We start from the raw sequence: 21390 nt of genomic DNA on the forward strand, positions 1-21390 counted from the left end.
CGTTATCGCGGCCCGTTTTCATTTGCGAGGCGGCCAGTGCATCTCTTGTACCTCGACGAGTCGGGCCATCCACAGGATCCGAGCACGCAGTTTTTTGTCTTGGCAGGCTTTGCGGTATTCGAACGTTCCACGCACTGGCTGGAGTCAAAGATCAACCCGATCGCCGCGCGGTTCAGGCCGCGGGACCCCTCCACGATTGAGTTCCATGGCTCGCCGATGCATTCGGCCAAGGACGAGTGGGCGGGCATCGCTCCGACGGATCGTGTCCAGGCGCTAGTCGATGTGCTGAGCTTGCTCAGCAATCGACAACTGCAGCTTCGTGTATTCGCCTCCGTCATCGAAAAGTCTACGATGCCGGAGGATCAGATCCTCGAGCGCTCATTTGAAGCCGTCGCGCATCAGTTCGACCAGTATCTAGCGGACATGTGGGTTCGGCGCGGCGATGCGCAACGTGGACTGGTCATTTGCGACAAGGCTTCGTACGAGCAAAAGCTGCAAGCGCTTTCGTCCTTGTTCAAACATCAGGGCCACGCGTTGGGCCGCCTGCGCAACTTTGCTGAGGTCCCGCTGTTCTTGGACTCAAAGGCGTCGCGCCTCATTCAGATGGCCGACTTGGTCGCGTACTGGATCTTCCGGTACTACCAATCGAAGGATGACCGTGGCTTCCGATTGATCGAGCCCTCCATCCTGCGCCGCGCACATCAACGGGTCGGCTTGGTGACCTCGGTGACGCCCGCCACCGAGGCGGCTTTGGCTGCCATCGAGCCGCACAAATATCCGTTTCCTGACCCTACCGGCGCACTGGTAGGCGCGCGGTCCGTCGAGCCTGCGACGTGCCTATGAGATCCTGAAGCTGGCCACTCCCTGTGCCGCGAGTCGTGCCGCTCGCATCGATACAGGCGCCCAGCCGCATCGGCAGTGGCTGGGCCTTCAGCGCCCGCTGGTTGTCGCGGCGGTGCTGTAGCGCAACTCCACTGCAGCGTCCTAAAACTGGGGCGCCGCTTGAAGGTCATCGAACAACCGGTCAGCATTGAAATCTCTGGGCTGTATCCTCACTTTCAAACAGTGGCTGCAATGGCTGATCCCTGTTCCCCCGTTCTTCCATGTCTCGGAAGCGATGCATAGGGGTAGGGCGGACGCGATTGGCGTTTCTTCTTGGCAGATCCCTGCCCAGCCTTTGCGGTGTTACGCCCTATCAGGACGGTGAAGAGAAATGGAAAAACGCGATATGAATCAAGAAGTTGGCGGTACTGACCTCATCACCCTCGGCGGCGGCTGCTTCTGGTGCACCGAGGCCGTCTTCCTGAAGGTCAAGGGCGTCCTGTCGGTCGAGTCCGGCTACACCAATGGCCACGTCCAGCATCCGAACTACGAGCAGGTCTGTTCCGGCCAGACCGGGCACTCGGAAGTGGTGCGGGTGCGCTTTGACCCGTCCGTGGTCAGCCTGACCGAGCTGCTGCAAGTGTTCTTCGCCATTCACGATCCGACGACGCTGAACCGGCAGGGTGCGGATGTGGGCACGCAGTACCGCTCCGGCATCTACTACCACCGGCCCGACCAGCTCGGCGAGATCCGCCAGGTGCTGGACGAAGCCAATGCGGCGCATGGCGGCAAGGTGGTCACCGAGGTGCAGCCGGAGCAGAACTACTGGCCCGCCGAGGCCTACCACCAGCGCTACTTCGAGAACCATCCCGAGCAGGGCTACTGCGCCTTTGTGGTGGCCCCGAAGGTCGACAAGTTCCTGAAGAAGTTCCGCGAGCTGGTGCGGGCGGACTCGGCCTGATCCCAGTCCCCGCTCCGTCGGGGTCTTTCTCGGATGAGATGGGCGGATGGCGCCCGTCTCGACCCTCCGGTGAGGGGAGGTCCCCCTCCAGAAGTCGGTGACTTCAGTCAGCGAGCCTGTGACGCAGGCACAATCGCGGCTGCTCTGAACCCCACCATGTTCACCCCGACTGCAGCCGCGCGCCGGCCTCACCCCCGTCATGCCCACACCGGCATGCCAGCACTGCCGCCTGCGCTGCGGTGGTGGGTGATGCTGTGCCTGGTGTCGCTGCTGGGCTTCCAGTCCCTGGGGCTGGTGCACCGCAGTTTGCACGGCGGGAGTAGAGCGCCGCGTGCCGTGCTGGTGGCGGAGGCCACCGGTACGCCGGCCATCCTGAAATCCCCCAGCCTCGGCCACTTGCCGGGCAGCACCGACTGCCAGTTGCTGGACGAGCTCAGCACCGCGCTGGGCCCGATCACCCAGGCGCTCGCCTGGACCGCGCTGCTGCCGGACCATCCGGTTTCGACGCCGCAGCCTCACAGCGCCACGGTCGCCCAGACCTGGCGCGCACCCGCGCGCGCTCCGCCCGTCGCCTGAACGGGCGTGTTCCGGGCCTGCCCGGACCTGTCCCCGGGCTGTCCCGGGCTGTCCCCGGGGCTGATCGCTGTCGAAGTCCTTCGCACGAGCCGGTGTTTCACCGTGACTGCGCTGCGGCTGGCGGCATCGGCACCCCACCCCTGACTGTCATCGATCCGCTGATCCCGTCGCCGGCATGCCGCCGTCTGGATCACGGAGCGCAACCCTGTTCCTGGCGCCGCGGCGCGCTCCGGTCAGGGCCCGTCTTCGGGCCTTGGACCTGGGCTGCCTGGCATGGGCCTTCATCGAGGGATGAGGCCGGCCCCTGGCCGCGCGCTGCCGATCCGAAAGCATTTCTATGTCCAAGTCTTTTTCGCTGGTTCTGTCCTCTGCCATTTCCGCCACCTCCACCGCATCCGCCCGCAGCGTTGCAGGGGCTGGAAGCGTCGTTTCTCCGTCGCCCCGTCTGACCTTGTCCCCACTGACGCAGGCGCTTGGCCTGGCTCTGGCAATGAGTTGCGGCGCCGCCATCGCGCAGACGTCAGCACCCGTCACCTCGGCTCGTGCTGACAGCACTGCCTCCAGCCGCGAGGCAGCGGCCGGTAGCGGCGCTTCCGCAACCGGTGCCACCGCATCCGCAGCGGGCAACTCCACATCTGCCGCCACATCCACATCCGCATCCGCATCCTCAGACGGCGGCGGCGCACCCGCAGACGCCTCCAGCGCCGACGCAGGCGGGAGCGGCGGCAGCAGCGGCAGCAATGCCGCCCAGCCCAAGCCCCGCCAGAAGCAGAGCCTGCAGCCCGTGGTCGTCACCGGCAACCCGCTGGGCCTGCGGGACCTGGTCATCCCGGTGCAGACCCTCAGCGGCGACGCGCTGACCCTCAAACGCGGCGCCACGCTAGGTGACACGCTGGAGGACATGTCCGGCGTCGGCTCCACCTACTTCGGCCCCAACAGCAACCGTCCGACCATCCGCGGCCTGGACGGGGACCGCGTCAAGATGCTGAGCAACTCCGGCTCGTCGGTCGATGCGTCCAGCCTCAGCTTCGACCATGCCCTGCCGGTCGACCCGCTGGTGCTGACCCGTGTCGAGGTTCTGCGCGGTGCCGCCGCGCTGCAATACGGCGGCAACGCCATTGGCGGCGTGGTGAACACCCTGGACAACCGCATCCCGCGCGCACCGCAGCCCGGCATCAATGGCGCGGCCGAGGTCCGCCTGGGCGGCGCTGCCAATGAATACGGCGGCGCTGCGGTGCTGGACGGGGGCACGCAGCAGTTCGGATGGCACGTCGATGCCGCCGACCGTCACGCCGACGACCAGCGCGTGCCCCGCTTCACCGATAACGAAGGCACCACCAGCACGCACGTGCGCAACTCCGACAGCCACAGCCGCAGCGGCGCGCTGGGCGGATCGTTCTTTTTCTCCGACGGTTATGCCGGCGTCTCGGTCGAGGACTATCACACCAACTACGGCGTGACCGTCGAGCCCGACACCCGCATCCAGATGCAGCGCCAGCGCATTGCCACCGCCGGTGAGTGGCGGGATGTGGCGCCGGGCATTGCGCGCGTCCAGTGGCAGTTCGCCAGCAGCCGCTACAAACACCAGGAGGTGGAGGGCGACGGCGCCGTCGGCACCACCTTCCAGTCCGACGGCAAGGATGCCCGCATCGAGGCCCAGCATGCCGCCGTGCAAACGCCGTGGGGGCCGTTGCAGGGCGTTGTCGGCTGGCAGTGGGAGAACAGCGATTTCTCCGCGCTGGGGGACGAAGCCCTTGTGCCCAACACCACCACCCGCAGCGGCGCACTGTTCCTGATCGAGAACTTCAAGTCCGGCCCATGGAGCCTGCAGGCCGGCGCCCGGTCCGAGCGGGTCACGGTGTCGTCCACCGGCGGGGATGAGGACAAGTTCGGTGCGCCGACCTCCAAGCGCTTCAGCCCGAAGAGCTTCTCGCTGTCCGGTGCGGTGGACGTGGGCAGCGGCTTCAGCCTCTCCAGCAGCATCAGCAGCTCCGAGCGTGCTCCGACCTTCTACGAGCTCTTCGCCAACGGCGTGCACGTGGCTTCCGGCGCGTTTGAAATCGGCGATGCGTCGCTGCGCCCAGAAAAGGCCAAGTCGGTGGACCTGGGTCTGCACTGGCAACAGAACGGCGCGAAGTGGGGCGTGCAGGTCTACCAGACGCGCTTCTCCAACTTCATCGCCATGGATGCCAACGGCGACACCCGCACCGAAGTCAACGATGCCGGTGAGGCGGAATCCATTCCGGTCTATGTCTACCGCGGCGTGCCGGCGCGCATGCACGGCGTGGAGCTTGAAGGACGCCAGCCGCTGCCGTCGCTGGCCGGCTGGGACCTGACGCTGGGCACGACCGTGGACCTGGTGCGCGGCACCAACCGCCAGACGGGCGAGGCGCTGCCGCGGCTGGCCCCGCTGCATGGCTCGCTGTCGCTGCAGGCCGAGCGCGGACCCTGGATGGTGCAGGCGGAGGTGCGCGGTGCGGCGCGCCAGAACCGGGTGCCGGCGCTGGACACGCCGACGGGCGGCTACGGCACGCTGCGTCTGAATGTGGCCCGGCATTTCGACCTGGGCAGCTACGACGCGCTCTGGTACGTGAAGCTGGACAACCTGGCCAACAAGCTGGCCTACAGCGCCAGCAGCGTGGCCACCATCCGCGATCTGACGCCGCTGCCGGGCCGCAGCATCTTCACCGGCGTGCAGGTGAAGTTCTGAGGGCGTGAGCCCTGGCCCTTGAGCCGCCCAGCCCTGGCGTTCCCGGGGCTGGGCAGTCGGGTTGGGTAACCAGGCCGGGTAACCGGGCTAGTCAGCCCAGTCAGGGCGCCAGTCGCTCCCGCACCCAGCGCCCGTCCTCGAGCCGATAGCACAGCCGATCATGCAGACGCGACCTGCGGCCCTGCCAGAACTCCCAGCGATCCGGCTTGAGCCGGTAGCCGCCCCAATGCGGCGGCCGGCTCGGGCTGAGTCCGTGCTGGGCGGCCGCCTTGGCCGCATTGGCCACCAGCACGGCGCGGCTGCTGATCACCTGGCTCTGAGGCGAGGCCCAGGCGCCCAGGCGCGAATCCAGCGGGCGGGACGCAAAGTAGGCGTCCGACTGTGCGGCGTCCACTTTCTCCACCACGCCTTCAATGCGCACCACCCGCTCCAGCTCCACCCAGTGGAACTGCAGGGCGGCAAACGGATTGCCTGCGAGCTGCTGACCCTTGCGGCTGTCATAGTTGGTGTACCAGACGAGGCCCCGTTCATCCATGTCCTTGATGAGGACAATGCGGGTGGACGGGCGTCCGTCGGGACCCACGGTGGCCAGGGTCATGGCGTTGGGTTCGGGAATCTGGGCGTCCATGGCCTGGCGCAGCCATTGCTGGAACTGCACCAGTGGCTCGGAGGCCGAGGCGTTTTCATCGAGCTCGTCCCGCTCGTAGCTCTTTCGGAGGTCGGCAAGTTTGTCCATAAGGGTGAAGTATGGGGCGAATCCTTAGGTAACGTTCCCAACCGTGAAACTCCGGGTGTGATGATGCGCCCCGGGCAGGCATGCTGAGGCCAACTGATCGCCAAAGAGTCAGCCGCAGCGAGGAATCAACCTGAAGGAAGTACGCATGGATCAGCGACGACCGGCTGTCGTCGTGCTCGCGGCAGGACGAGGCCAGCGCTTTCGCGGCGAGGGTCACAAGCTCGAGCAGTTGGTGGGTGGGGAGACGGTGTTGGCTCACACCCTGCGCCAGACGATGGCCTCCGGATTGCGTTTCTTGGTGGTGACGTCCGCAACCCTGGCGCCGCTGGTGCGGGGCCATGTGGCGGAACGCGACATGCTGGTGCTGCCGACGCAGGACCGGCTGGGACGCCCAGTGCCGGTGGGCATGGGCCATTCGATCGCGGCCGGCGTGGCCGCCACCGGTGATGCGCAAGGCTGGCTGATCGTGCCGGCGGACATGCCGCTGCTGCAGACCAGCACGCTGCTGGCCGTTGCGCGAGCGCTGGAGCACGACCCGATTGCCTATGCCCAGTACGACGGCCAGCGCGGCCATCCGGTGGGCTTCAGTGCGGAATTGTTTTCCGAGCTGACCGCCCTGCAGGGCGACGAGGGCGCCCGCAAGCTGCTGGCGCGCTTCCCGGCGCAGGCCGTGGATGTGAATGACCCCGGGGTGCTGGTGGATGTGGACACGGTGGAGGACCTGCAGCGGGTGCTGTCGGTGCATCCCGACGTGCCGACCCCGGCGTCCGCGCGGCACCGTCTGCAACGGGCGGGGGGCAGCGCCGCAGGGTGAGCGGCTGCCGGCGATCATCGGGCAAGCGCTGCGTCGCGGCGCCGGCCTCAGAGCCCGTGGGCCCGCGCCAGCGCCAACTGGTGTTCCAGCGACCGGTCGTGAATGCCGTGCTGGCGCAGGCAATGCACGGCCCGCTCCAGATAGTCCAGCGTCGTGCCGTACCGCCCGCGCGCATGGCGCAGGATGTGCAGCAGGCGCTCGTCCGGCAGGTCACCAGCCCATCCCGGGCTGCGCCGTGACAGCGTAAAGGCCAGCGCACGGTGCTCGCCGTCCTGGGTGAAGCAGGGCAGCCAGCGCGGCACATAGGTGCCTACGACCATCTCGCGCAGCCACAGGCGCTGCAGCTCGGCCTGGGCGCGTTCCGGCGCAATCCGGTAGACCAGCCCGCGGCAGCTACCGCCGGACAGCAGCGTCATGACCAGCCCCGGCTGCTCGGCGCTGCCCCGGTTGACCAGCGACCGCAGCCGCAGTGCACGGTGATAGCCCTGCACCTTGGCGACCAAGGTGTCGGCGGGCGTGAAGCCCGGGTTCCACATCAACGAACCGTAGGCAAAGATCCACAGGCCGGTCGAGCGGTCCCATTCCTGCTGGAACTGGTCCAGCCACTCGCGGCTGTGGGGAGGAAGGTCCTCGATGCGGGCCCCCGCGAGCGGGTCCACCGGGCAGTCCTGGGCATGCGCCGCCGTGGGATGCCCCTGGGCGGCGGGAGCGGGCGCATTCAACATGGCCTTGATCCTGCCACAAGGACCTGCCGCTCGTCCTCAGGTAGTCACAATCCGAGCGGGGGTGACACAGGAAATCACCGCTGTTGCGACCCTCGCACAGGCGGCGTGTTGCGCGCCAGCCAGACGCCAAACACCGACAGGCCCATGCCCACGATGGCCAGGCCTGCGAGCGTTTCCCCGAACAGGGCCCAGGCAATCACCGCCGTGGTCGGAGGCGTGAGATAGAACAGGCTGGCCACGTTGACGGCGCTGCCGCGCCGGATCAGCACATTCAGCAGGCTCACCGCCCCGATGGACAGCACCAGCACCAGCCAGCCCAGCGCAAACTGGAAGGAGGGGGTCCAGTGCACCGTCGTGTCCTCGGTGGCCAGGGCCAGCGCGGCCGTGACCGCCAGGCAAGGCACGAACTGGATGACGGCGCCCGTGCGCAGATCGAAAGAAGGGCAGTAGCGCTTTTGGTAGAGCGTGCCGGCGGTGATGCCCAGCAAGGCGATGACAGCCGGCACCAGCATCGTCACCAGCGCGTCCGAGGGCACGGACCGGGTCTTGGCAGCGACCACCAGGCCGACGCCCAGGAAACCCAGTGCGAGCCCCGCCCACTGGGCTGGGCGCACCTGCTCGCCCAGCACTGCTCGCGCGCCCAGCGCAGTGACCACCGGCTGCAAGCCCACCACCAGCGCCGTAATGCCTGCCGGCAGGCCGTGGCTGATGGCGGTGAACACGCCGCCGAGGTACACCCCGTGCACCAGCAGGCCCGAGACGGCGATGTGGCCCCTGGCGCCCCAGTCGGGCGGCCAGGCCGCGCGGGTGACCGCGACGATCAACCCCATCAGGACAATCACTGCGGCATACCGCCACGCCAGGAAGGTCAGCGGCGCGGCATAGGGCAGTCCGAATTTCGCACCAATGAAGCCGGTGCTCCACAGCACCACGAACAACAGCGGGTAGAGCGCTTCCACCGCGGGTCGGGAATCTCGCATGCCCCGAGTGTGGCCGAAAAGGACTGGCCTTCACCCGGGCCCGTAACCGTTTCGTACCCCAAAAACGCTCGAAGGGTCTCTGTCGAGCGTGTAATATGGTTACCAATCCAACCCAAGCTGAGTTACATCGGCAGCAGGCATGAACAAGACGCTACTCGAGGTTACGGCACGCATTCGTGCCCGCAGCGCCGCCAGCCGCGAGCGCTATCTGGATCTGATCGACCGCATGTCCGGCCGTCAACGCGGCGTGCAGCGCATGGGCTGCGCGAACGTCGCCCATGCGGTGGCGGCGTTGCCGGAGAACGACAAGCTGCGCATCGTCGCCGAGAAGGCGCCGCATCTGGGCATCGTGACGGCCTACAACGACATGCTGTCGGCCCATCAGCCGTACGAAGCCTATCCGGCGCTGATCCGGGACGAGGTGCATCGCCAGGGCGCAACGGCCCAGGTGGCCGGCGGCGTGCCGGCGATGTGTGACGGCGTCACGCAGGGCACGCCCGGCATGGAGCTGAGCCTGTTTTCCCGCGACACCATCGCGATGGGCACGGCCGTGGCCCTGTCCCACGATGTCTACGACGGCGCGCTGCTGCTGGGCATCTGCGACAAGATCGTGCCGGGCCTGCTGATCGGCGCCTTGCATTTCGGTCATCTGCCCTGCGTGTTCGTGCCGGCCGGGCCGATGAGCTCGGGTCTGTCCAACAACGACAAGGCCAAGGTGCGCGAGCTGTATGCGCAGGGCAAGGTGGGCCGCGACGAGCTGCTCAAGGCCGAGTCCGCCGCCTATCACGGCGCCGGCACCTGCACCTTCTACGGCACGGCCAACAGCAATCAGATGCTGCTGGAAGCCATGGGCCTGCATGTGCCGGGGGCCGCTTTCGTGCATCCGCATGACGGGCTGCGCGAGGCGCTGACCCGCGAGGCCGTCCGGCAACTGCTGGGCATCATCCCGCAGCGCGACTACCGTCCGATCGGCCGTGTGGTGGACGAGCGCTGCATCGTCAACGCCATGGTTGCGCTGCTGGCTACCGGCGGCTCGACCAACCATCTGATCCACTGGGTGGCCGTGGCCCGTTCGGCCGGCATCCTGATCGACTGGAGCGACTTCTCCGACCTGTCCGCCGTCGTGCCGCTGCTGGCCCGCGTCTATCCGAACGGCAGCGCCGATGTGAACCAGTTCCAGGCCGCGGGTGGGCCGGGGTTCGTGATCCGCGAACTGCTCAAGTCCGGTGCCATGCACGGCGATGTGCTGACCAGCGTGTCCGGTGAATCGCTCAGTGCCTATACCCGTCTGCCCAAGCGGGCGGAAGATGGCAGCGTCCACTGGCAGGACCTGCCCGACGCGAGCAGCGACGAGACCGTGCTGCGCACCGCCGCGGCGCCGTTCTCGGCCACCGGTGGCCTGAAGCTGCTGGCCGGCAATCTGGGCCGTGCGGTGATCAAGGTCTCCGCCGTGCCGGAAGACCGCCACACGGTGGAAGCCCCGGCCCGGATTTTCGACAGCCAGGAAGCCATGCAGGTCGCCTTCAAGAATGGCGAGCTCGAGCGCGACGTGGTGGTGGTCGTGCGCTTCCAGGGCCCTCAGGCCAACGGCATGCCGGAGCTGCACAAGCTGACGCCGCCGCTGGCCGTGCTGCAGGGCAAGGGCTTCAAGGTGGCGCTGGTGACGGACGGCCGCATGAGCGGTGCGTCCGGCAAGGTGCCGGCGGCCATCCACGTCAGCCCGGAGGCGCTGTCTGGCGGTCCGCTGGCCAAGCTGCGGGACGGCGATCTGGTGCGGGTCTGCGCCAACACCGGCGCACTGACCGCGCTGGTGGACGAAGCCACCTGGGCCGCCCGCGAGATCGCCCAGATCACGCCTGAAGCGGTGCGCGACAACGGCGAGGGCCTGGGCCGCGAGCTGTTTGCCGGCATGCGCCGCAATGTCTCCAGCGCCGAAGAGGGCGCGGTGACCTGGCTCTGAGCCGGTTATCCCATGATCGACAAGGACAAGAACCCATGAGCGAGACCCTCGACACCCTGAGCCTGGCCCAGCACGGCCCGGTGATTCCCGTGATCGTCATTGACCAGTTGGCCCATGCGGTGCCGCTGGCCCGGGCCCTGGTGGCCGGTGGCGTGAAGGTGCTGGAAGTGACGCTGCGCACGCCGGTGGCGCTGGACGCCATCGCGGCCATTGCCCGGGAGGTGCCCGAAGCGATCGTCGGTGCCGGCACGCTGCGCACCGCCGCGGATGCGGCAGCGGCCAAGCAGGCGGGAAGCCGGTTTGCGGTCAGCCCGGGCTTTACTGCGGAACTGGCCCAGGCCTGCGAAGCGCAGGGCCTGCCGCTGCTGCCGGGTGTCTCCACTGCCAGCGAAGTGATGATGGCCGCGGATGCCGGTTATCGCTTCCTGAAGCTGTTCCCGGCCACCGCCGTGGGCGGCACCAGCCTGCTGAAGGCTTTGGCCGGGCCGTTCCCGGACATCGCCTTCTGCCCGACCGGCGGCATCACCGTGCAGACGGCGCCGGACTTCCTGGCGCTGCCCAATGTGAAGGTCTGCGGCGGCTCCTGGCTGACGCCTGGTGACGCGGTGAAGGCCGGCGATTGGGACCGCATCACGCGTCTGGCGAAGGAAGCGGGAGCGCTGCGCGCTTAAGTCCACGGCCACACCACGCCACCCAAAAGAAGAAGGCCGACCCGGCGCCCTGTAGCGGCGCTGGGTCGGCCTTTTTTTGACTTCAGGCGCGGCGAGCGCCACTGTCGTTCACGACCTCGCCGTCTTCCTTGGTGAAGGGGGGCAGGGGACCGACAGGCAAGAGCTCCAGCACCCGCTCGGACGGCCGGCACAGCGCGGTGCCCAGGGGCGTGACGACGACGGGCCGGTTCATCAGGATGGGATGGGCAGCCATCGCGTCCAGCAGCGCCTCATCGGAGACGGTGGGGTCATTCAGGCCCAGCTCCGTGGCCTGCGATTCCTTGGCCCGCAGCAGCGCCCGCACCGGCTCCCCGGTGGCGGCGACCAGCGCACGCAGCTCTTCCTTGCCCAGCGGCGTCTTCAGGTACTCGACGACGGTCGGCTCCAGCCCCGCATGCCGGATCAGCGCCAGCGTGTTGCGGGACGTGCCGCACTTGGGGTTGTGATAGATGACGATGTTGCTCATGGCGGTTGTCCTGGACCTTGCTTAGGCCGCCGTATCCAGCGTCACGATGACCGGTGCGTGGTCGCTGGGCCGTTCGTTCTTGCGCGGTGCCTTGTCGATGACGCAGGCCGTGACCCGCGGCTTGAGCGCTTCGCTCACCAGGATGTGGTCGATGCGCAGGCCCTGGTTCTTGCGGAAGGCGAGGTTGCGATAGTCCCACCAGCTCCAGCTCTTGGGCGGTTGCTCGAAGAGCCGGAAGGCATCGACGAGACCGGCCGCCAGCAGCTGCTGGAAATGTTCCCGCTCCTGCGGCGTGCAGTGGATTTGTCCGGCCCAGGCGACCGGGTCGTAGACGTCGCGGTCTTCGGGGGCGATGTTGAAGTCGCCCATCAGCACCAGGTTGGGATGGGTCTTGAGCTCTTCCTTCACCTGCGCGCGCAGGCCGTCCAGCCAGGCCATCTTGTAGACGAACTTCTCGCTGTCCGGCGCCTGGCCGTTGGGGAAGTAAGCGCCGATGACCCGTACGCCGGCGACCGTGCCGGAGATGACCCGGGCCTGTTCATCGGCATAGCCCAGGATGTTGCGGGCGATGTCGGTGGCGGGCTCCTTGCTGATGAGGGCGACGCCGTTGTAGGTCTTCTGGCCGAACCATTGCACCTGGTAGCCAGCGTCCTGGATTTCCTTGGCGGGGAATTTGTCGTCCGTCAGCTTGGTCTCCTGCAGCACGATGGCATCGACCGGGTTGGCGGCGAGCCAGTCCAGCAGTTGCGGCAGCCGCACCGCGAGGGAGTTGACGTTCCAGGTGGCGAGTTTCATGACGGTCCAATTTCAATTGAAGTGCCGGCCTTCGGCGGGAGGCACGAGCGCCGGTGGGTCACCAAGGCAATTCGAGCAGTATAGGAAAGCGCCCTGTGCCGCCGGCCCATCCGGGGGCCCCCGCTTGCATCTATTTCGTATTTCCATAAAAATGGAATGATGGAAGAACAAGACGTCATCAAGGGTCTGGCCGCCCTGGCCCAGCCCTTGCGGCTGCAGGTGTTTCGTGCCCTCGTAGTGGTGGGCGAGCAGGGCCTGACGCCTGGAGCGATGAACGACGCACTGGGTGTGCCGCCGGCCACGCTGTCCTTTCATCTGAAGGAGCTGGTCTCCGCCGGCCTGGTGACCCAGGAGCGGGCCAGCCGTCATCTCATCTACCGCGCCAATTTCGAGCGGATGAACGCCGTGCTGGGCTACCTCACCCAGAACTGCTGCCAGGGCGCTGCCTGCGCCGTGGATGCGACCGCTGCGTCCTGCGGCTGCTGACTGGGGTCCATATGCTTGAAAAGACTGTCCACGTCCTCATCCTCTGCACCCACAACTCCGCCCGTAGCGTCCTTGGCGAGGGCATGCTCAACCACTGGGCCAAGCGCCTGGGCAAGGACGTGCAGGCCCACAGCGCGGGCAGCGCCCCGAGTGGCCGCATCAACCCCTTCGCCGTCGAAGCCCTGCAAAACGCCGGCATCGACACCAGCGGCTACCGCAGCAAGAGTTGGGACGAGTTCACCACGCCTGAGGCCGCGCCCCTGTCGATCGTCATCACCGTGTGCGACAGCGCGGCGGCCGAGCAATGCCCCGTCTTTTTTGGCGGCACAGGCCAGCCCGTCAAGGTGCACTGGGGCTACCCCGACCCGTCCAGCGCCGAGGGCGGCGACGAAGGCAAGCGCCGCGCGTTCGAGTTGACCCGGCAGGCCATCGGCTACCGCATGCTGCAAATGCTGATGCTGCCGCTGGAAAGCATGAGCAGGGCGGAATTGCAGCAAGCCCTGGTCGGCATCTCCAAGGACTGAGCATGAGCCTGCCCCGCAAGCTGCTCGCTGAAGCCCTGGGCACCGCGCTGCTGCTCGCCGTCGTCATCGGCTCTGGCGTCATGGCCGAGCGGCTGTCCGGCGGCAACGTTGCAATGGCGCTGCTGGCCAACACGCTGGCCACCGTCGGTGGCCTCTACATCCTCATCGAGGTGTTCGGCCCTCTCAGCGGGGCCCACTTCAACCCTGCTGTCAGCGCCGTCATGGCCTGGCGCGGTGAACTGCCCAAGACCGCCCTGGTGCCTTACATCGCTGCCCAGCTCATCGGTGCCGTGCTGGGCGCCTGGCTGGCTCACGCCATGTTCGACATGACGGTGCTGCAGTGGTCCACCAAGCTGCGTACCGGCACCGGCCAGTGGATCGCCGAGGGCGTCGCCACCTTCGGCCTGCTGCTGGTCATCCTGCGCGCGCCGGCCGGCCGTGCGTCTGCCATGGTCGCCGCCTACATCGGCGCTGCCTACTGGTTCACGGCCTCCACGTCCTTCGCGAATCCCGCAGCCGTGGTCGGGCGCATGTTCAGCGACAGCTTTGCGGGCATCGCTCCGACCAGCGCGCCTGGTTTCGTCATCGCCGAGCTGATCGGCGCCGCTTTGGCCGTGGGCGTGAATCGCCTGCTGTCGCCAGCCCGGCCCGTCGATGAGGCCAGCGCCCACCCAACCCCTCCCGCACGACATGCCTGACGCTCTGTTCCCCGATGCGACCTTTCCAGCCCTCGACGCCGGACTGCTGGACATTCCCAGTCAGCACCGCTTGACCGTCGCTCAGCCGTCGCAGCACCCGCCGCGCATCCTGATGCTCTACGGCTCCTTGCGGCAGCGCTCCTTCAGCCGGCTGCTGACCTTCGAGGCCGCACGGCTGCTGGAAGCCATGGGCGCCGAAGTGCGGATCTTCCACCCCAGCGGCTTGCCGCTGCCCGACGATGCCCCCGACACCCATCCCAAGGTGCAGGAACTGCGCAGCCTGGCCGCCTGGAGCGAAGGCATGGTCTGGTGCTCCCCGGAGCGCCACGGCGCCATGACCGGCATCATGAAAGCCCAGATCGACTGGATTCCGCTGTCCACCGGATCGGTGCGCCCCACGCAGGGCAAGACACTCGCGCTGATGCAGGTGTGCGGCGGGTCGCAGTCCTTCAACGCGGTGAATCAGATGCGGGTACTGGGCCGCTGGATGCGCATGCTCACCATCCCCAACCAGTCCTCGGTCGCGAAAGCGTTCAGCGAATTCGGCGAGGACGACCGCATGAAGCCTTCACCCTTCTACGACCGTGTCGTGGACGTGATGGAAGAGCTGTTCAAGTTCACGCTGCTCACGCGCGACCTGGGTCCGTACCTCGTGGACCGCTACAGCGAGCGCAAGGAAAGCGCGGAGGAATTGTCCCGCCGGGTCAACCTGCCGGCGGCGGCTGGCTGACCCTGGTCCCGCCTGATGACGCAGGCGGTCCCAGCTGCCATCGGACCTCGGTCACGACACGAGTGCACCGCAGGTCGCACATCGTTGTTTTCGCTGGAGAACCGGGTGTGCTGAAGTGCGCACCTAGGCCTCAATTGCTGCACAAGCCCGCGACTAAGGGAAACGTCTTGGTACGTTAAGGAATGTGAAGCGATACACTTCGAAAATTACGACGTACGTCTCTGGATTTCATGACGCGGCTTCGAATCGTTCACGCGGTGTTCTCTTCAAAACTGGCCGGCGGAGAGCAGCACTGTGCTGACCTTGCCAACGCGCAAGCGGAGCTGGGTCATGAAGTGCATGTGGTGGGGCCAGCTGGCGCCCAGGTGTCCAAGGCACTGTGTGCGCGAGTGACCTATCACGGCATGCGCTTTCCGCTGCTGCGGGGATGGCGTCTGAGGCGCCTTGCCGGTGCGCTCGGGGCCGACGTCGTTCACGGCCATCTGGGCCCCGCCTGCAAGGCGACGGCCTGCGCCACGCCGCATGTGCGCGTGGGCACGCTGCATGTCGGCTACAAGCCGCATCATCACGCGAAGATGGACGGTGTCATCTGCGTCAACATCAAGCAGGTGGACACGCTGGGCGGCTACAAAGGGCCGCATCAGGTCATCTACAACTGGGCGCCGGAACGCGGTTCGTGCGTGTCCACCGGCCAGACCAGCGCCAGCCCCTTGCGTTCCGAACTCGGCATTCCGGCAGAGGTCCCGGTGGTGGTGTCCGTCGGCCGCTTGCATCCGTCCAAAGGCATGCATTCGCTGATCCAGGCGTTCCAGGTGTATGCGCCTCCCCAGGCGCATCTGGTGCTGATCGGCGAAGGCCCGCAGCGGCAGGAACTGGAAACCCTGGCGGCGGGTGATGCCCGCATTCACCTTGTCGGGTTCCGCTGGGACGTGGATGCGCTGCTCGCCGATGCGACCCTTTACGTCTCCGCCTCGCTGGAAGAGCAGTTCCCGCTGTCCATGCTGGAGGCCATGCGAGCTGGCCTGCCGATCGTGGCCACCGCCACCCAGGGCGCTTGTGAAATGCTGTCGCCGGCGCAGTCGGCCATCGTCCCGATTGGCAACGTCCCGGCCATGGGCCAGGCCATTGCCCATGCGCTGGTGCCCGGTGTGCAGGGCGTGCAACGCCACATTGAATACGACATGAGCCGGTTCGACCGCGCCACCGCCGTGAAATCGACGCTGGATTTCTACACGGAAGTCGCTCAGCACCGCGGTGCGACCCGACCCGAACTCAAGGAAACGACGCTGGAAGACGCGCGTGCTTAAACGGCCCAAGACCGACTTCTGGACCGTTGGTGTTGTTCCCGAAAAGCTCTCCCACCTGACGCCCGAGCGGCTGCGGGCGCTCAAAGACCAGATTCAGTGGATGCCCCTGGCCGGCGATTGGCAGTACTACGCCGATCCCTTTGGCCTGCGCGAGGGCGATCGGCTGCATGTGTTCGTGGAGCACTTCGATTACCGCAGCAAGAAGGGAGAGCTGCGGCGCCTGACGCTGGACCTGGCCACCGGCACCTGGACCGCACCAGTGTGCGTGCTGCAGCTACCGTGCCACCTGTCCTATCCCTTTGTGTTGCAGCACGAAGGCCAGTGGTGGATGGTGCCGGAGTCCAGCCAGGCCGGCGAGATTGCGCTCTACCGAGCGGATGGCCCGTCGGAGGATCCGACCTCGCGCTGGACCCGTGTGGGCCCGCTGCTGGCCGACGTGCCGGGGGTGGATGCCTCGCTGATCCAGCACGACGGACGCTGGTGGATGTTCTATGCCGTGATCGGCCCCCACAAGAAGGACCAGCGTGAGCTGCATGTGGCCCACGCGCCTGAGTTGACCGGTCCTTGGTCCGTCCACCCCGCCAATCCGGTGCTGACCAGCGAGCAGGGCGCGCGACCCGGCGGCACGCCGTTTGTCGGGCGGGACGGCAAGATCCATCTGCCGGTGCAGGACCGGCGATTCGGGTACGGCTCTGGCGCGCGGCTGGTGCGCGTGGATGGGCTGAGCCCGTCGGCCATCGAGGTGCAAGACCTTGGCACCCGCTACACCGGCGACCTGGCCCATTCGGACTTCCCCGACGGGCTGCACACGCTCACCGCCTGCGGAGACGTGACGCTGCTGGACGTCAAGCGCATTGACCGCTCGCGCGCCCGCACGCTGATCGACATGAAGCGCCGCTTCCGCCGCGCCGTGCGGCGTGTGATGCCCTGATCTCCTGGTCCCTCGGCCCCTGATCGCCAGGGATCCGGACTCCGATCACGCGGTCATGGCACTTGGGGCGGTCGGTCACGCCGGCCACGCCGACTGCGCCGGTCATGTTGGTCACGCCGGTCGCGCTAGCGCGGCCGCCCTCCAGCCCGCCGCGCGGACCCGCATCAAGGCTGCGACGCCTTGGCCGCATCCTGAGTCGGCAGCAACGCTGGCGGCGGCTCGTCCTTCAGAACGTTCCGCACATCGGCGGGCTGGGCCTGCTGGCGGGCGCGGATCATGTCGTAGCGGTCCAGGGTGAGGCGCTCCGCGGCATCGTCGTCCAGCATGATGACCGGCCGCAGGAACACCAGCAGATTGGTCTTCTTGCGGGTGTGGCTGCGGCTGCTGAACAGGCTGCCGACCAGCGGCAAGCGGCCCAGTCCGTAGAGGTGATCCGCATCCGCCGTGTCGCTGTCCTCGATCAGGCCACCCAGCACGATGATCTTCCCGTCCTTGACCGTCACCGTCGATTCCACCGACCGCTTGTTGGTGGTGGGGCCCGCATTGGTCGTGCCCGGCGTGGTGGTGGAGGCCACCGACGACGATTCCTGATAGATGGTCAGCCGGATGCTGCCATTCGGGCCGATTTGCGGACGGATGCGCAGCGTGATGCCGACGTCCTTGCGTTCGATGGTCTGGAACGGGGAACTGCTGGAGCTGCTGGTGGTGGTGTAGGAGCCGGTGACGAAGGGCACGTTCTGGCCCACGACGATCTTGGCTTCTTCGTTGTCCAGCGTCACCAGGTTGGCGGTGGAGAGAATGTTGGTGCCGGACATCGATTCCAGCGCATTCACCACGGTGCCGAGGGTGATGTCGGTGGTGGTGGCGCTGATGTTGAAGATCTGCTTCCACTGGATGCCCACGTCCAGCGCCTTGCTGGCATCCACCTCGACGATCAGCGACTCGACATAGACCTGCGCCCGGTTGGCGTCGAGCAGATCGACCACGGCACTCAGTTCCCGAAAGCGCGGCTCGGAGGCGGTGATGATCAGCGCATTGGTGGCCGGATCCGCCTGGATGAAGCCTCCCGTGGAGGGATCGGCCGTGGCCGAGACCGGCGCGGTGGCCTGCTTGCTGCTGGCGCCGCTGCCGGTGCTGCTGTCTGAAGTGCTCGCGGACCCGCCCGACGTGGACGCCAATCCGCTCGAAGCACTGCTCGAGCGGCTGCCGCCTCCGCCGCTGGCGCCACTGCCGCTGTCGTTCAAGCCGTTGTTGCTGTCCTGTGCCGAGAATGCCGCCCGCAGCACCGAAGCCAGCCGGGTGGCTTCCGCATGCTTGAGGTAGATCACATGGATGCTGCTGCCGGCAATGCCGTTGGTGCCGGGTTTGTCCAGCCGCGAGACGAGGGCACGAATGGCCTGGAGCCGTGCCTGGCTGGGCGCGCGCACGAGGAGGGCGTTGCTGCTGATGTCGGCGTAAACCTGCGCGGCGCTGCTGCCGGCCGTGCTGCCTTGCGCGGGGCTGTTGCCGCCCGTGACCGTCGCCGTGCCGCTGCCCGATGCCCCTTGCGCCCGCTGCACGCCATCGACCATCTTGGAGACGATCTGCGCCACCGTGGCCGCCTGCATGTGCTTGAGGGGAATGACCTCGACATCGGTGGCACTGGGGGTGTCCAGCGCGGCGATGATCGACGCCAGTCGGGCCTGGTTGTCCGCATAGTCGGTGATGACCAGCGAGTTGTTGCCCGCGTTCACGTTGATGGTGTTGTTGGCCGCGATCAAAGGCCGCAGCACCGACACCAGGTTGCTGGCGTTCTCGTATTGCAGCGGGAAGATGCGGGTGACGATCTGGTCCTGGCTGCGCGCATCGGGGCCGGCGACCACGGTGCCGGACTGCACCTTGGCGTCGCTCTCCGGCACGATCTTGAGCAGGCCGGCGCTTTCCACGACGGCATAGCCGAGGCCGCGAAGCGTGCTGGCGAAGTATTGGTAGACCTGCGGGCGGGTCAGGCCTTCGTCGCTCACCAGCGTCATCTTGCCCTTGACGCGAGGGTCCACGAGGATGGGGCGACCCAGGATGGCGGCGACGGCGCGGGCGACGGCATCCACGTCGGCGTCAATGAATTTCACGACGGCGAGCGATGAGGTGCTCATCGCGGCCGGGGCGCCGGGTTTGCTTGGCGTTGCCTTGCCGGATGGCGATGGCGTCCGTGACCAGGTGGCGGTGCCTGCGTCACTCTTTCCGTTGGTTGGTGTGTCCGCTGCAGCGCTTGCGGACGCGCCGCAAAGAACCGCCAGAAGCATCCACCCGACGAGGGGTAGCCGTCGGTCCATGGGAGAGGCCGAAGAGAGGGCAGAGCCGGGGGCAGGGCCGATGGCAGGGGCGGAGGCAGTGTTCTTCAACGTCTCGGAATGCTGGCTGCGGTCGCCCGGGACATCGGGCGATCCGTCCAGTCATTTCAACCGCGCGCAGTTGCTGCGCGGTTGCTTGAGCGCCGAGAGTTGTGAAGCGAAGGGGTGAAACACGCAGGCGGCTGACACAAGCCCTGCCTCAAGCGCCCGTTCACAGCGCAGCGCTGCTGGCGCATGTCAGGCCTGACATGCTCGTGTGCACTCAAAGATGCAGCCAGGCCGCGATGCCGAGACCGACACCGACCACACCGACGCCAATGGTGGCGTATTCCATCCAGCGGCGACGCGTCAGCAGCGCAATGGCGGCCAGTGCGATGCCGATCTGCAGCGCGGTCGTGGCCTGGGCCCAGCGGTGATGCAGATGCATCTGCTCTTCGCTGCGGTGGTCCCATTCCTGCGACTGGGCTTCCAGCTTGTCGGCCTTGGTCTTGATCTCGTTCTTCTCGGACTCGTAGCGGGCCACCTTGTCGCGGTACTTGGCTTTCTGCTCTTCGCTGGGCGCCAGTTCCACGGCCAGCTCCGCCAGGCTTTGCTTGCTGCTCTTGGCCTGGAAGTAGTTCCACTGGTTGGCGGCTTCGGTCTTGGTGATGGCCGCGTTGTTCTTGTAGAGGCCCGCATTGGCCTGCGTGGCGCCGCCCATGTAGCTGAAGAAGGCGCCGACCGTCGCCAGGATGGCGGTGATGACGGCCAACTGCCCACCGAGACCCTTGGGTTCGTGCTGGGCGGCGTGCTCCAGTTCGTGGTCATGCGGGCCGTGGACGTGGAAATGACTGCCGGACATTCGGGCTCCAGAGAGAGAAAGAGTCAAAGAGAAATCAGAAAGGCGGCCACAAGCTCAGTGGATGGACCGCCAGGCATCAACGCGAGTCGCGCATCGATTCCCGCCGCAGGCCCATGAGTGGGTCCGTGGATCAGCGATGCACACGCTCATACCGAACGAAGTCGAAGTGCCATCCATGGCCTTGATCGGCCGGACTGAAGTGGCGCTCCCGCTTCGTCTCGCGGAACTGCGCGGGGTCGACCGCCGGGAAATGCGCGTCGGCGACGAAACTGTGGTCGATCTCGGTGAGTTCAAGAGCGTCTGCCAGGGGCAGGGTCTGTGCGTAAATCTGCGCCCCGCCCATCACGTAGACCGTCTCGTCCGCGGCGCATGCGGCCAGGGCGGCGTCCACGGTGGAGAACACTTCAGCCCCCTCCAGCGTGAGCCCCGGCTGCCGGGACAGCACCAGGTTGCGCCGCTGCACCAGCGGACGAAAGCGTGCGGGAATGGAGTCCCAGGTCTTGCGGCCCATCAGCACGGTGTGGCCGAGCGTGAGCGCCTTGAAGCGGGCCATGTCCTGCGGCAGGCGGCACAGCAGTTCGTTGTCACGGCCGATGCCTCGTGCACGGTCCAGCGCCGCGATGAGGATGAGATGAGGCATGGCGAAACACTCCAGGGTAGGTCAGCAAACGACGAAGGATTTTAGGGCGCGCGACCCTGCCGCCTGTGACGGATCGTCAACGATTTCGGGGGAGACTGGACCCCCAGACACCCCAACATCCCCCAAACACCCCCAAACTGCGGAGCCCCTCATGACCCGTCCTCTCGCCCCCAAGAATCAGGCCCTGTTCGATGCGGGCCTGGCCACCCGCAAGGCCGTGCTCGGCGACCAGGTGGTCGACAACGCGCTGGCGCACGCCACCGACTTCACCCTGGACATGCAGGAACTGGTCACCCAGTACTGCTGGGGGGATGTCTGGAATCGCCCCGGACTGGACCGCCGCACGCGGTCGATGCTGAACCTGGCGATGCTGACCGCGCTGAACAAGCCCCACGAACTGAAGCTGCATGTACGCGGCGCGCTGAACAACGGCGTGACGCAGGACGAGATCAAGGAGGTGCTGCTTCAGACCGCCATCTACTGCGGCGTCCCTGCCGCGATGGATGCGTTTCGCACGGCGGCTGAGGTGCTGAAGGAGGCGGACGCAGCCCGCTCGCATGGCGCCGGTTGACCTTTGAAGGACGCTTGTCAAGGTCGGACGGATTTCACAGACTGGCCGAGATCGTAAGCAACTGTCACAGAGCCGTG

22 protein-coding genes are annotated in these 21390 nt (G+C 66.9%); 14 read left to right on the top strand and 8 right to left on the bottom strand.

Going from position 1 to position 21390, the window contains the following annotated elements; genetic code table 11:
• Positions 1-36 precede the first annotated feature (36 nt).
• The 4 genes from DES44_RS11515 (at position 37) to DES44_RS11530 (ending at position 5069) form a co-directional block, all read left to right on the top strand.
• Positions 37-843, top strand: coding sequence for a DUF3800 domain-containing protein (locus tag DES44_RS11515; RefSeq protein ID WP_058935062.1), 807 nt, complete (start codon positions 37-39; stop codon positions 841-843).
• A gap of 385 nt (positions 844-1228) precedes the next feature.
• On the top strand, positions 1229-1783 hold the full coding sequence (gene msrA, locus DES44_RS11520) for a peptide-methionine (S)-S-oxide reductase MsrA (protein ID WP_058935063.1): 555 nt from the start codon (positions 1229-1231) through the stop codon (positions 1781-1783).
• A 156-nt stretch (positions 1784-1939) separates the two neighbouring features.
• Positions 1940-2359: a hypothetical protein gene (locus DES44_RS11525; RefSeq protein WP_116001512.1), complete on the top strand. Its 420-nt coding sequence runs from the start codon at positions 1940-1942 to the stop codon at positions 2357-2359.
• A gap of 337 nt (positions 2360-2696) precedes the next feature.
• Positions 2697-5069 (top strand): TonB-dependent receptor, encoded by a 2373-nt coding sequence (locus DES44_RS11530; protein WP_116001514.1) that lies wholly within the window; start codon positions 2697-2699, stop codon positions 5067-5069.
• Between the two features lie 100 nt (positions 5070-5169).
• On the opposite strand, the gene pdxH is transcribed toward DES44_RS11530, so the two are convergent.
• Entirely contained in the window at positions 5170-5805 is a 636-nt protein-coding gene (gene pdxH, locus DES44_RS11535) for a pyridoxamine 5'-phosphate oxidase (RefSeq protein ID WP_058935066.1), read from the bottom strand.
• 145 nt (positions 5806-5950) lie between these two features.
• Between pdxH and DES44_RS11540 the strand changes: the two genes are divergently transcribed.
• Positions 5951-6619, top strand: coding sequence for a nucleotidyltransferase family protein (locus tag DES44_RS11540; RefSeq protein ID WP_058935067.1), 669 nt, complete (start codon positions 5951-5953; stop codon positions 6617-6619).
• A 47-nt stretch (positions 6620-6666) separates the two neighbouring features.
• On the opposite strand, the gene DES44_RS11545 is transcribed toward DES44_RS11540, so the two are convergent.
• Together DES44_RS11545 and DES44_RS11550 are read right to left on the bottom strand one after the other, a co-directional pair.
• Entirely contained in the window at positions 6667-7344 is a 678-nt protein-coding gene (locus tag DES44_RS11545) for a gamma-glutamylcyclotransferase (RefSeq protein ID WP_083525564.1), read from the bottom strand.
• Between the two features lie 74 nt (positions 7345-7418).
• Positions 7419-8324: a DMT family transporter gene (locus DES44_RS11550; RefSeq protein ID WP_058935068.1), complete on the bottom strand. Its 906-nt coding sequence runs from the start codon at positions 8322-8324 to the stop codon at positions 7419-7421.
• Positions 8325-8463: 139 nt separating this feature from the next.
• On the opposite strand from DES44_RS11550, the gene edd reads away from it, so the two are divergent.
• Positions 8464-10284: a phosphogluconate dehydratase gene (gene edd, locus DES44_RS11555; protein ID WP_058935069.1), complete on the top strand. Its 1821-nt coding sequence runs from the start codon at positions 8464-8466 to the stop codon at positions 10282-10284.
• A gap of 35 nt (positions 10285-10319) precedes the next feature.
• Positions 10320-10955, top strand: coding sequence for a bifunctional 4-hydroxy-2-oxoglutarate aldolase/2-dehydro-3-deoxy-phosphogluconate aldolase (locus DES44_RS11560; RefSeq protein ID WP_058935070.1), 636 nt, complete (start codon positions 10320-10322; stop codon positions 10953-10955).
• An 82-nt stretch (positions 10956-11037) separates the two neighbouring features.
• Here the strand turns inward: DES44_RS11560 and arsC are convergent, their stop codons facing one another.
• Together arsC and xth are read right to left on the bottom strand one after the other, a co-directional pair.
• Positions 11038-11460: an arsenate reductase (glutaredoxin) gene (arsC, locus tag DES44_RS11565; protein WP_058935071.1), complete on the bottom strand. Its 423-nt coding sequence runs from the start codon at positions 11458-11460 to the stop codon at positions 11038-11040.
• A 21-nt stretch (positions 11461-11481) separates the two neighbouring features.
• Positions 11482-12255: an exodeoxyribonuclease III gene (gene xth / locus DES44_RS11570; protein ID WP_058935072.1), complete on the bottom strand. Its 774-nt coding sequence runs from the start codon at positions 12253-12255 to the stop codon at positions 11482-11484.
• A 159-nt stretch (positions 12256-12414) separates the two neighbouring features.
• Here xth and DES44_RS11575 point away from each other — a divergent pair, with 159 nt between their 5' ends.
• From DES44_RS11575 to DES44_RS11600, 6 genes are all read left to right on the top strand, one after another.
• Positions 12415-12741 carry an ArsR/SmtB family transcription factor gene (locus DES44_RS11575; protein WP_058937394.1) on the top strand — a complete coding sequence of 109 codons (327 nt, stop codon included), beginning with the start codon at positions 12415-12417 and terminating at the stop codon, positions 12739-12741.
• Between the two features lie 11 nt (positions 12742-12752).
• Positions 12753-13265 carry an arsenate reductase ArsC gene (locus tag DES44_RS11580; RefSeq protein ID WP_058935073.1) on the top strand — a complete coding sequence of 171 codons (513 nt, stop codon included), beginning with the start codon at positions 12753-12755 and terminating at the stop codon, positions 13263-13265.
• A 2-nt stretch (positions 13266-13267) separates the two neighbouring features.
• On the top strand, positions 13268-13963 hold the full coding sequence (locus DES44_RS11585) for an aquaporin (protein ID WP_058935074.1): 696 nt from the start codon (positions 13268-13270) through the stop codon (positions 13961-13963).
• Positions 13956-14693: an arsenical resistance protein ArsH gene (gene arsH, locus DES44_RS11590; RefSeq protein ID WP_058935075.1), complete on the top strand. Its 738-nt coding sequence runs from the start codon at positions 13956-13958 to the stop codon at positions 14691-14693. Before DES44_RS11585 ends, arsH begins: the two co-directional genes overlap by 8 nt.
• Before the next feature lie 230 nt (positions 14694-14923).
• Positions 14924-16000: a glycosyltransferase family 4 protein gene (locus DES44_RS11595; protein WP_083525565.1), complete on the top strand. Its 1077-nt coding sequence runs from the start codon at positions 14924-14926 to the stop codon at positions 15998-16000.
• Positions 15993-16931, top strand: a complete 939-nt coding sequence (locus DES44_RS11600) for a glucosamine inositolphosphorylceramide transferase family protein (RefSeq protein WP_058935077.1) — start codon at positions 15993-15995, stop codon at positions 16929-16931. The genes DES44_RS11595 and DES44_RS11600 overlap by 8 nt, the downstream gene beginning before the upstream one ends.
• Before the next feature lie 164 nt (positions 16932-17095).
• Here DES44_RS11600 and DES44_RS11605 read toward each other — a convergent pair whose 3' ends face one another.
• The 3 genes from DES44_RS11605 to DES44_RS11615 form a co-directional block, all read right to left on the bottom strand.
• The gene (locus DES44_RS11605) at positions 17096-19039 is read right to left on the bottom strand and encodes a secretin GspD/PilQ domain-containing protein (RefSeq protein WP_170156656.1); all 1944 of its coding nucleotides are present in this window, start codon (positions 19037-19039) and stop codon (positions 17096-17098) included.
• A gap of 484 nt (positions 19040-19523) precedes the next feature.
• Entirely contained in the window at positions 19524-20102 is a 579-nt protein-coding gene (locus tag DES44_RS11610; protein WP_058935079.1) for a DUF4337 domain-containing protein, read from the bottom strand.
• A gap of 130 nt (positions 20103-20232) precedes the next feature.
• Positions 20233-20742 carry a dihydrofolate reductase gene (locus DES44_RS11615; RefSeq protein WP_058935080.1) on the bottom strand — a complete coding sequence of 170 codons (510 nt, stop codon included), beginning with the start codon at positions 20740-20742 and terminating at the stop codon, positions 20233-20235.
• 151 nt (positions 20743-20893) lie between these two features.
• Between DES44_RS11615 and pcaC the strand changes: the two genes are divergently transcribed.
• On the top strand, positions 20894-21313 hold the full coding sequence (gene pcaC, locus DES44_RS11620; protein WP_058935081.1) for a 4-carboxymuconolactone decarboxylase: 420 nt from the start codon (positions 20894-20896) through the stop codon (positions 21311-21313).
• Positions 21314-21390 lie beyond the last annotated feature (77 nt).

Source organism: Roseateles depolymerans, assembly GCF_003387155.1.
In the GTDB taxonomy this organism is placed as follows: Bacteria; Pseudomonadota; Gammaproteobacteria; order Burkholderiales; family Burkholderiaceae_C; genus Roseateles; species Roseateles depolymerans.

Bases quoted from the DNA above. Each gene is read 5' to 3' on its own strand.
- DES44_RS11615 (WP_058935080.1), bottom strand. From the start codon at position 20,742: ATGCCTCATCTCATCCTCATCGCGGCGCTGGACCGTGCACGAGGCATC.
- arsH (WP_058935075.1), top strand. From the start codon at position 13,956: ATGCCTGACGCTCTGTTCCCCGATGCGACCTTTCCAGCCCTCGACGCC.
- pcaC (WP_058935081.1), top strand. From the start codon at position 20,894: ATGACCCGTCCTCTCGCCCCCAAGAATCAGGCCCTGTTCGATGCGGGC.
- DES44_RS11575 (WP_058937394.1), top strand. From the start codon at position 12,415: ATGGAAGAACAAGACGTCATCAAGGGTCTGGCCGCCCTGGCCCAGCCC.
- DES44_RS11595 (WP_083525565.1), top strand. From the start codon at position 14,924: ATGACGCGGCTTCGAATCGTTCACGCGGTGTTCTCTTCAAAACTGGCC.
- DES44_RS11560 (WP_058935070.1), top strand. From the start codon at position 10,320: ATGAGCGAGACCCTCGACACCCTGAGCCTGGCCCAGCACGGCCCGGTG.
- DES44_RS11525 (WP_116001512.1), top strand. From the start codon at position 1,940: ATGTTCACCCCGACTGCAGCCGCGCGCCGGCCTCACCCCCGTCATGCC.
- DES44_RS11550 (WP_058935068.1), bottom strand. From the start codon at position 8,324: ATGCGAGATTCCCGACCCGCGGTGGAAGCGCTCTACCCGCTGTTGTTC.
- DES44_RS11540 (WP_058935067.1), top strand. From the start codon at position 5,951: ATGGATCAGCGACGACCGGCTGTCGTCGTGCTCGCGGCAGGACGAGGC.
- DES44_RS11585 (WP_058935074.1), top strand. From the start codon at position 13,268: ATGAGCCTGCCCCGCAAGCTGCTCGCTGAAGCCCTGGGCACCGCGCTG.
- DES44_RS11580 (WP_058935073.1), top strand. From the start codon at position 12,753: ATGCTTGAAAAGACTGTCCACGTCCTCATCCTCTGCACCCACAACTCC.
- arsC (WP_058935071.1), bottom strand. From the start codon at position 11,460: ATGAGCAACATCGTCATCTATCACAACCCCAAGTGCGGCACGTCCCGC.
- DES44_RS11545 (WP_083525564.1), bottom strand. From the start codon at position 7,344: ATGTTGAATGCGCCCGCTCCCGCCGCCCAGGGGCATCCCACGGCGGCG.
- pdxH (WP_058935066.1), bottom strand. From the start codon at position 5,805: ATGGACAAACTTGCCGACCTCCGAAAGAGCTACGAGCGGGACGAGCTC.
- DES44_RS11530 (WP_116001514.1), top strand. From the start codon at position 2,697: ATGTCCAAGTCTTTTTCGCTGGTTCTGTCCTCTGCCATTTCCGCCACC.
- msrA (WP_058935063.1), top strand. From the start codon at position 1,229: ATGAATCAAGAAGTTGGCGGTACTGACCTCATCACCCTCGGCGGCGGC.
- DES44_RS11610 (WP_058935079.1), bottom strand. From the start codon at position 20,102: ATGTCCGGCAGTCATTTCCACGTCCACGGCCCGCATGACCACGAACTG.
- xth (WP_058935072.1), bottom strand. From the start codon at position 12,255: ATGAAACTCGCCACCTGGAACGTCAACTCCCTCGCGGTGCGGCTGCCG.
- edd (WP_058935069.1), top strand. From the start codon at position 8,464: ATGAACAAGACGCTACTCGAGGTTACGGCACGCATTCGTGCCCGCAGC.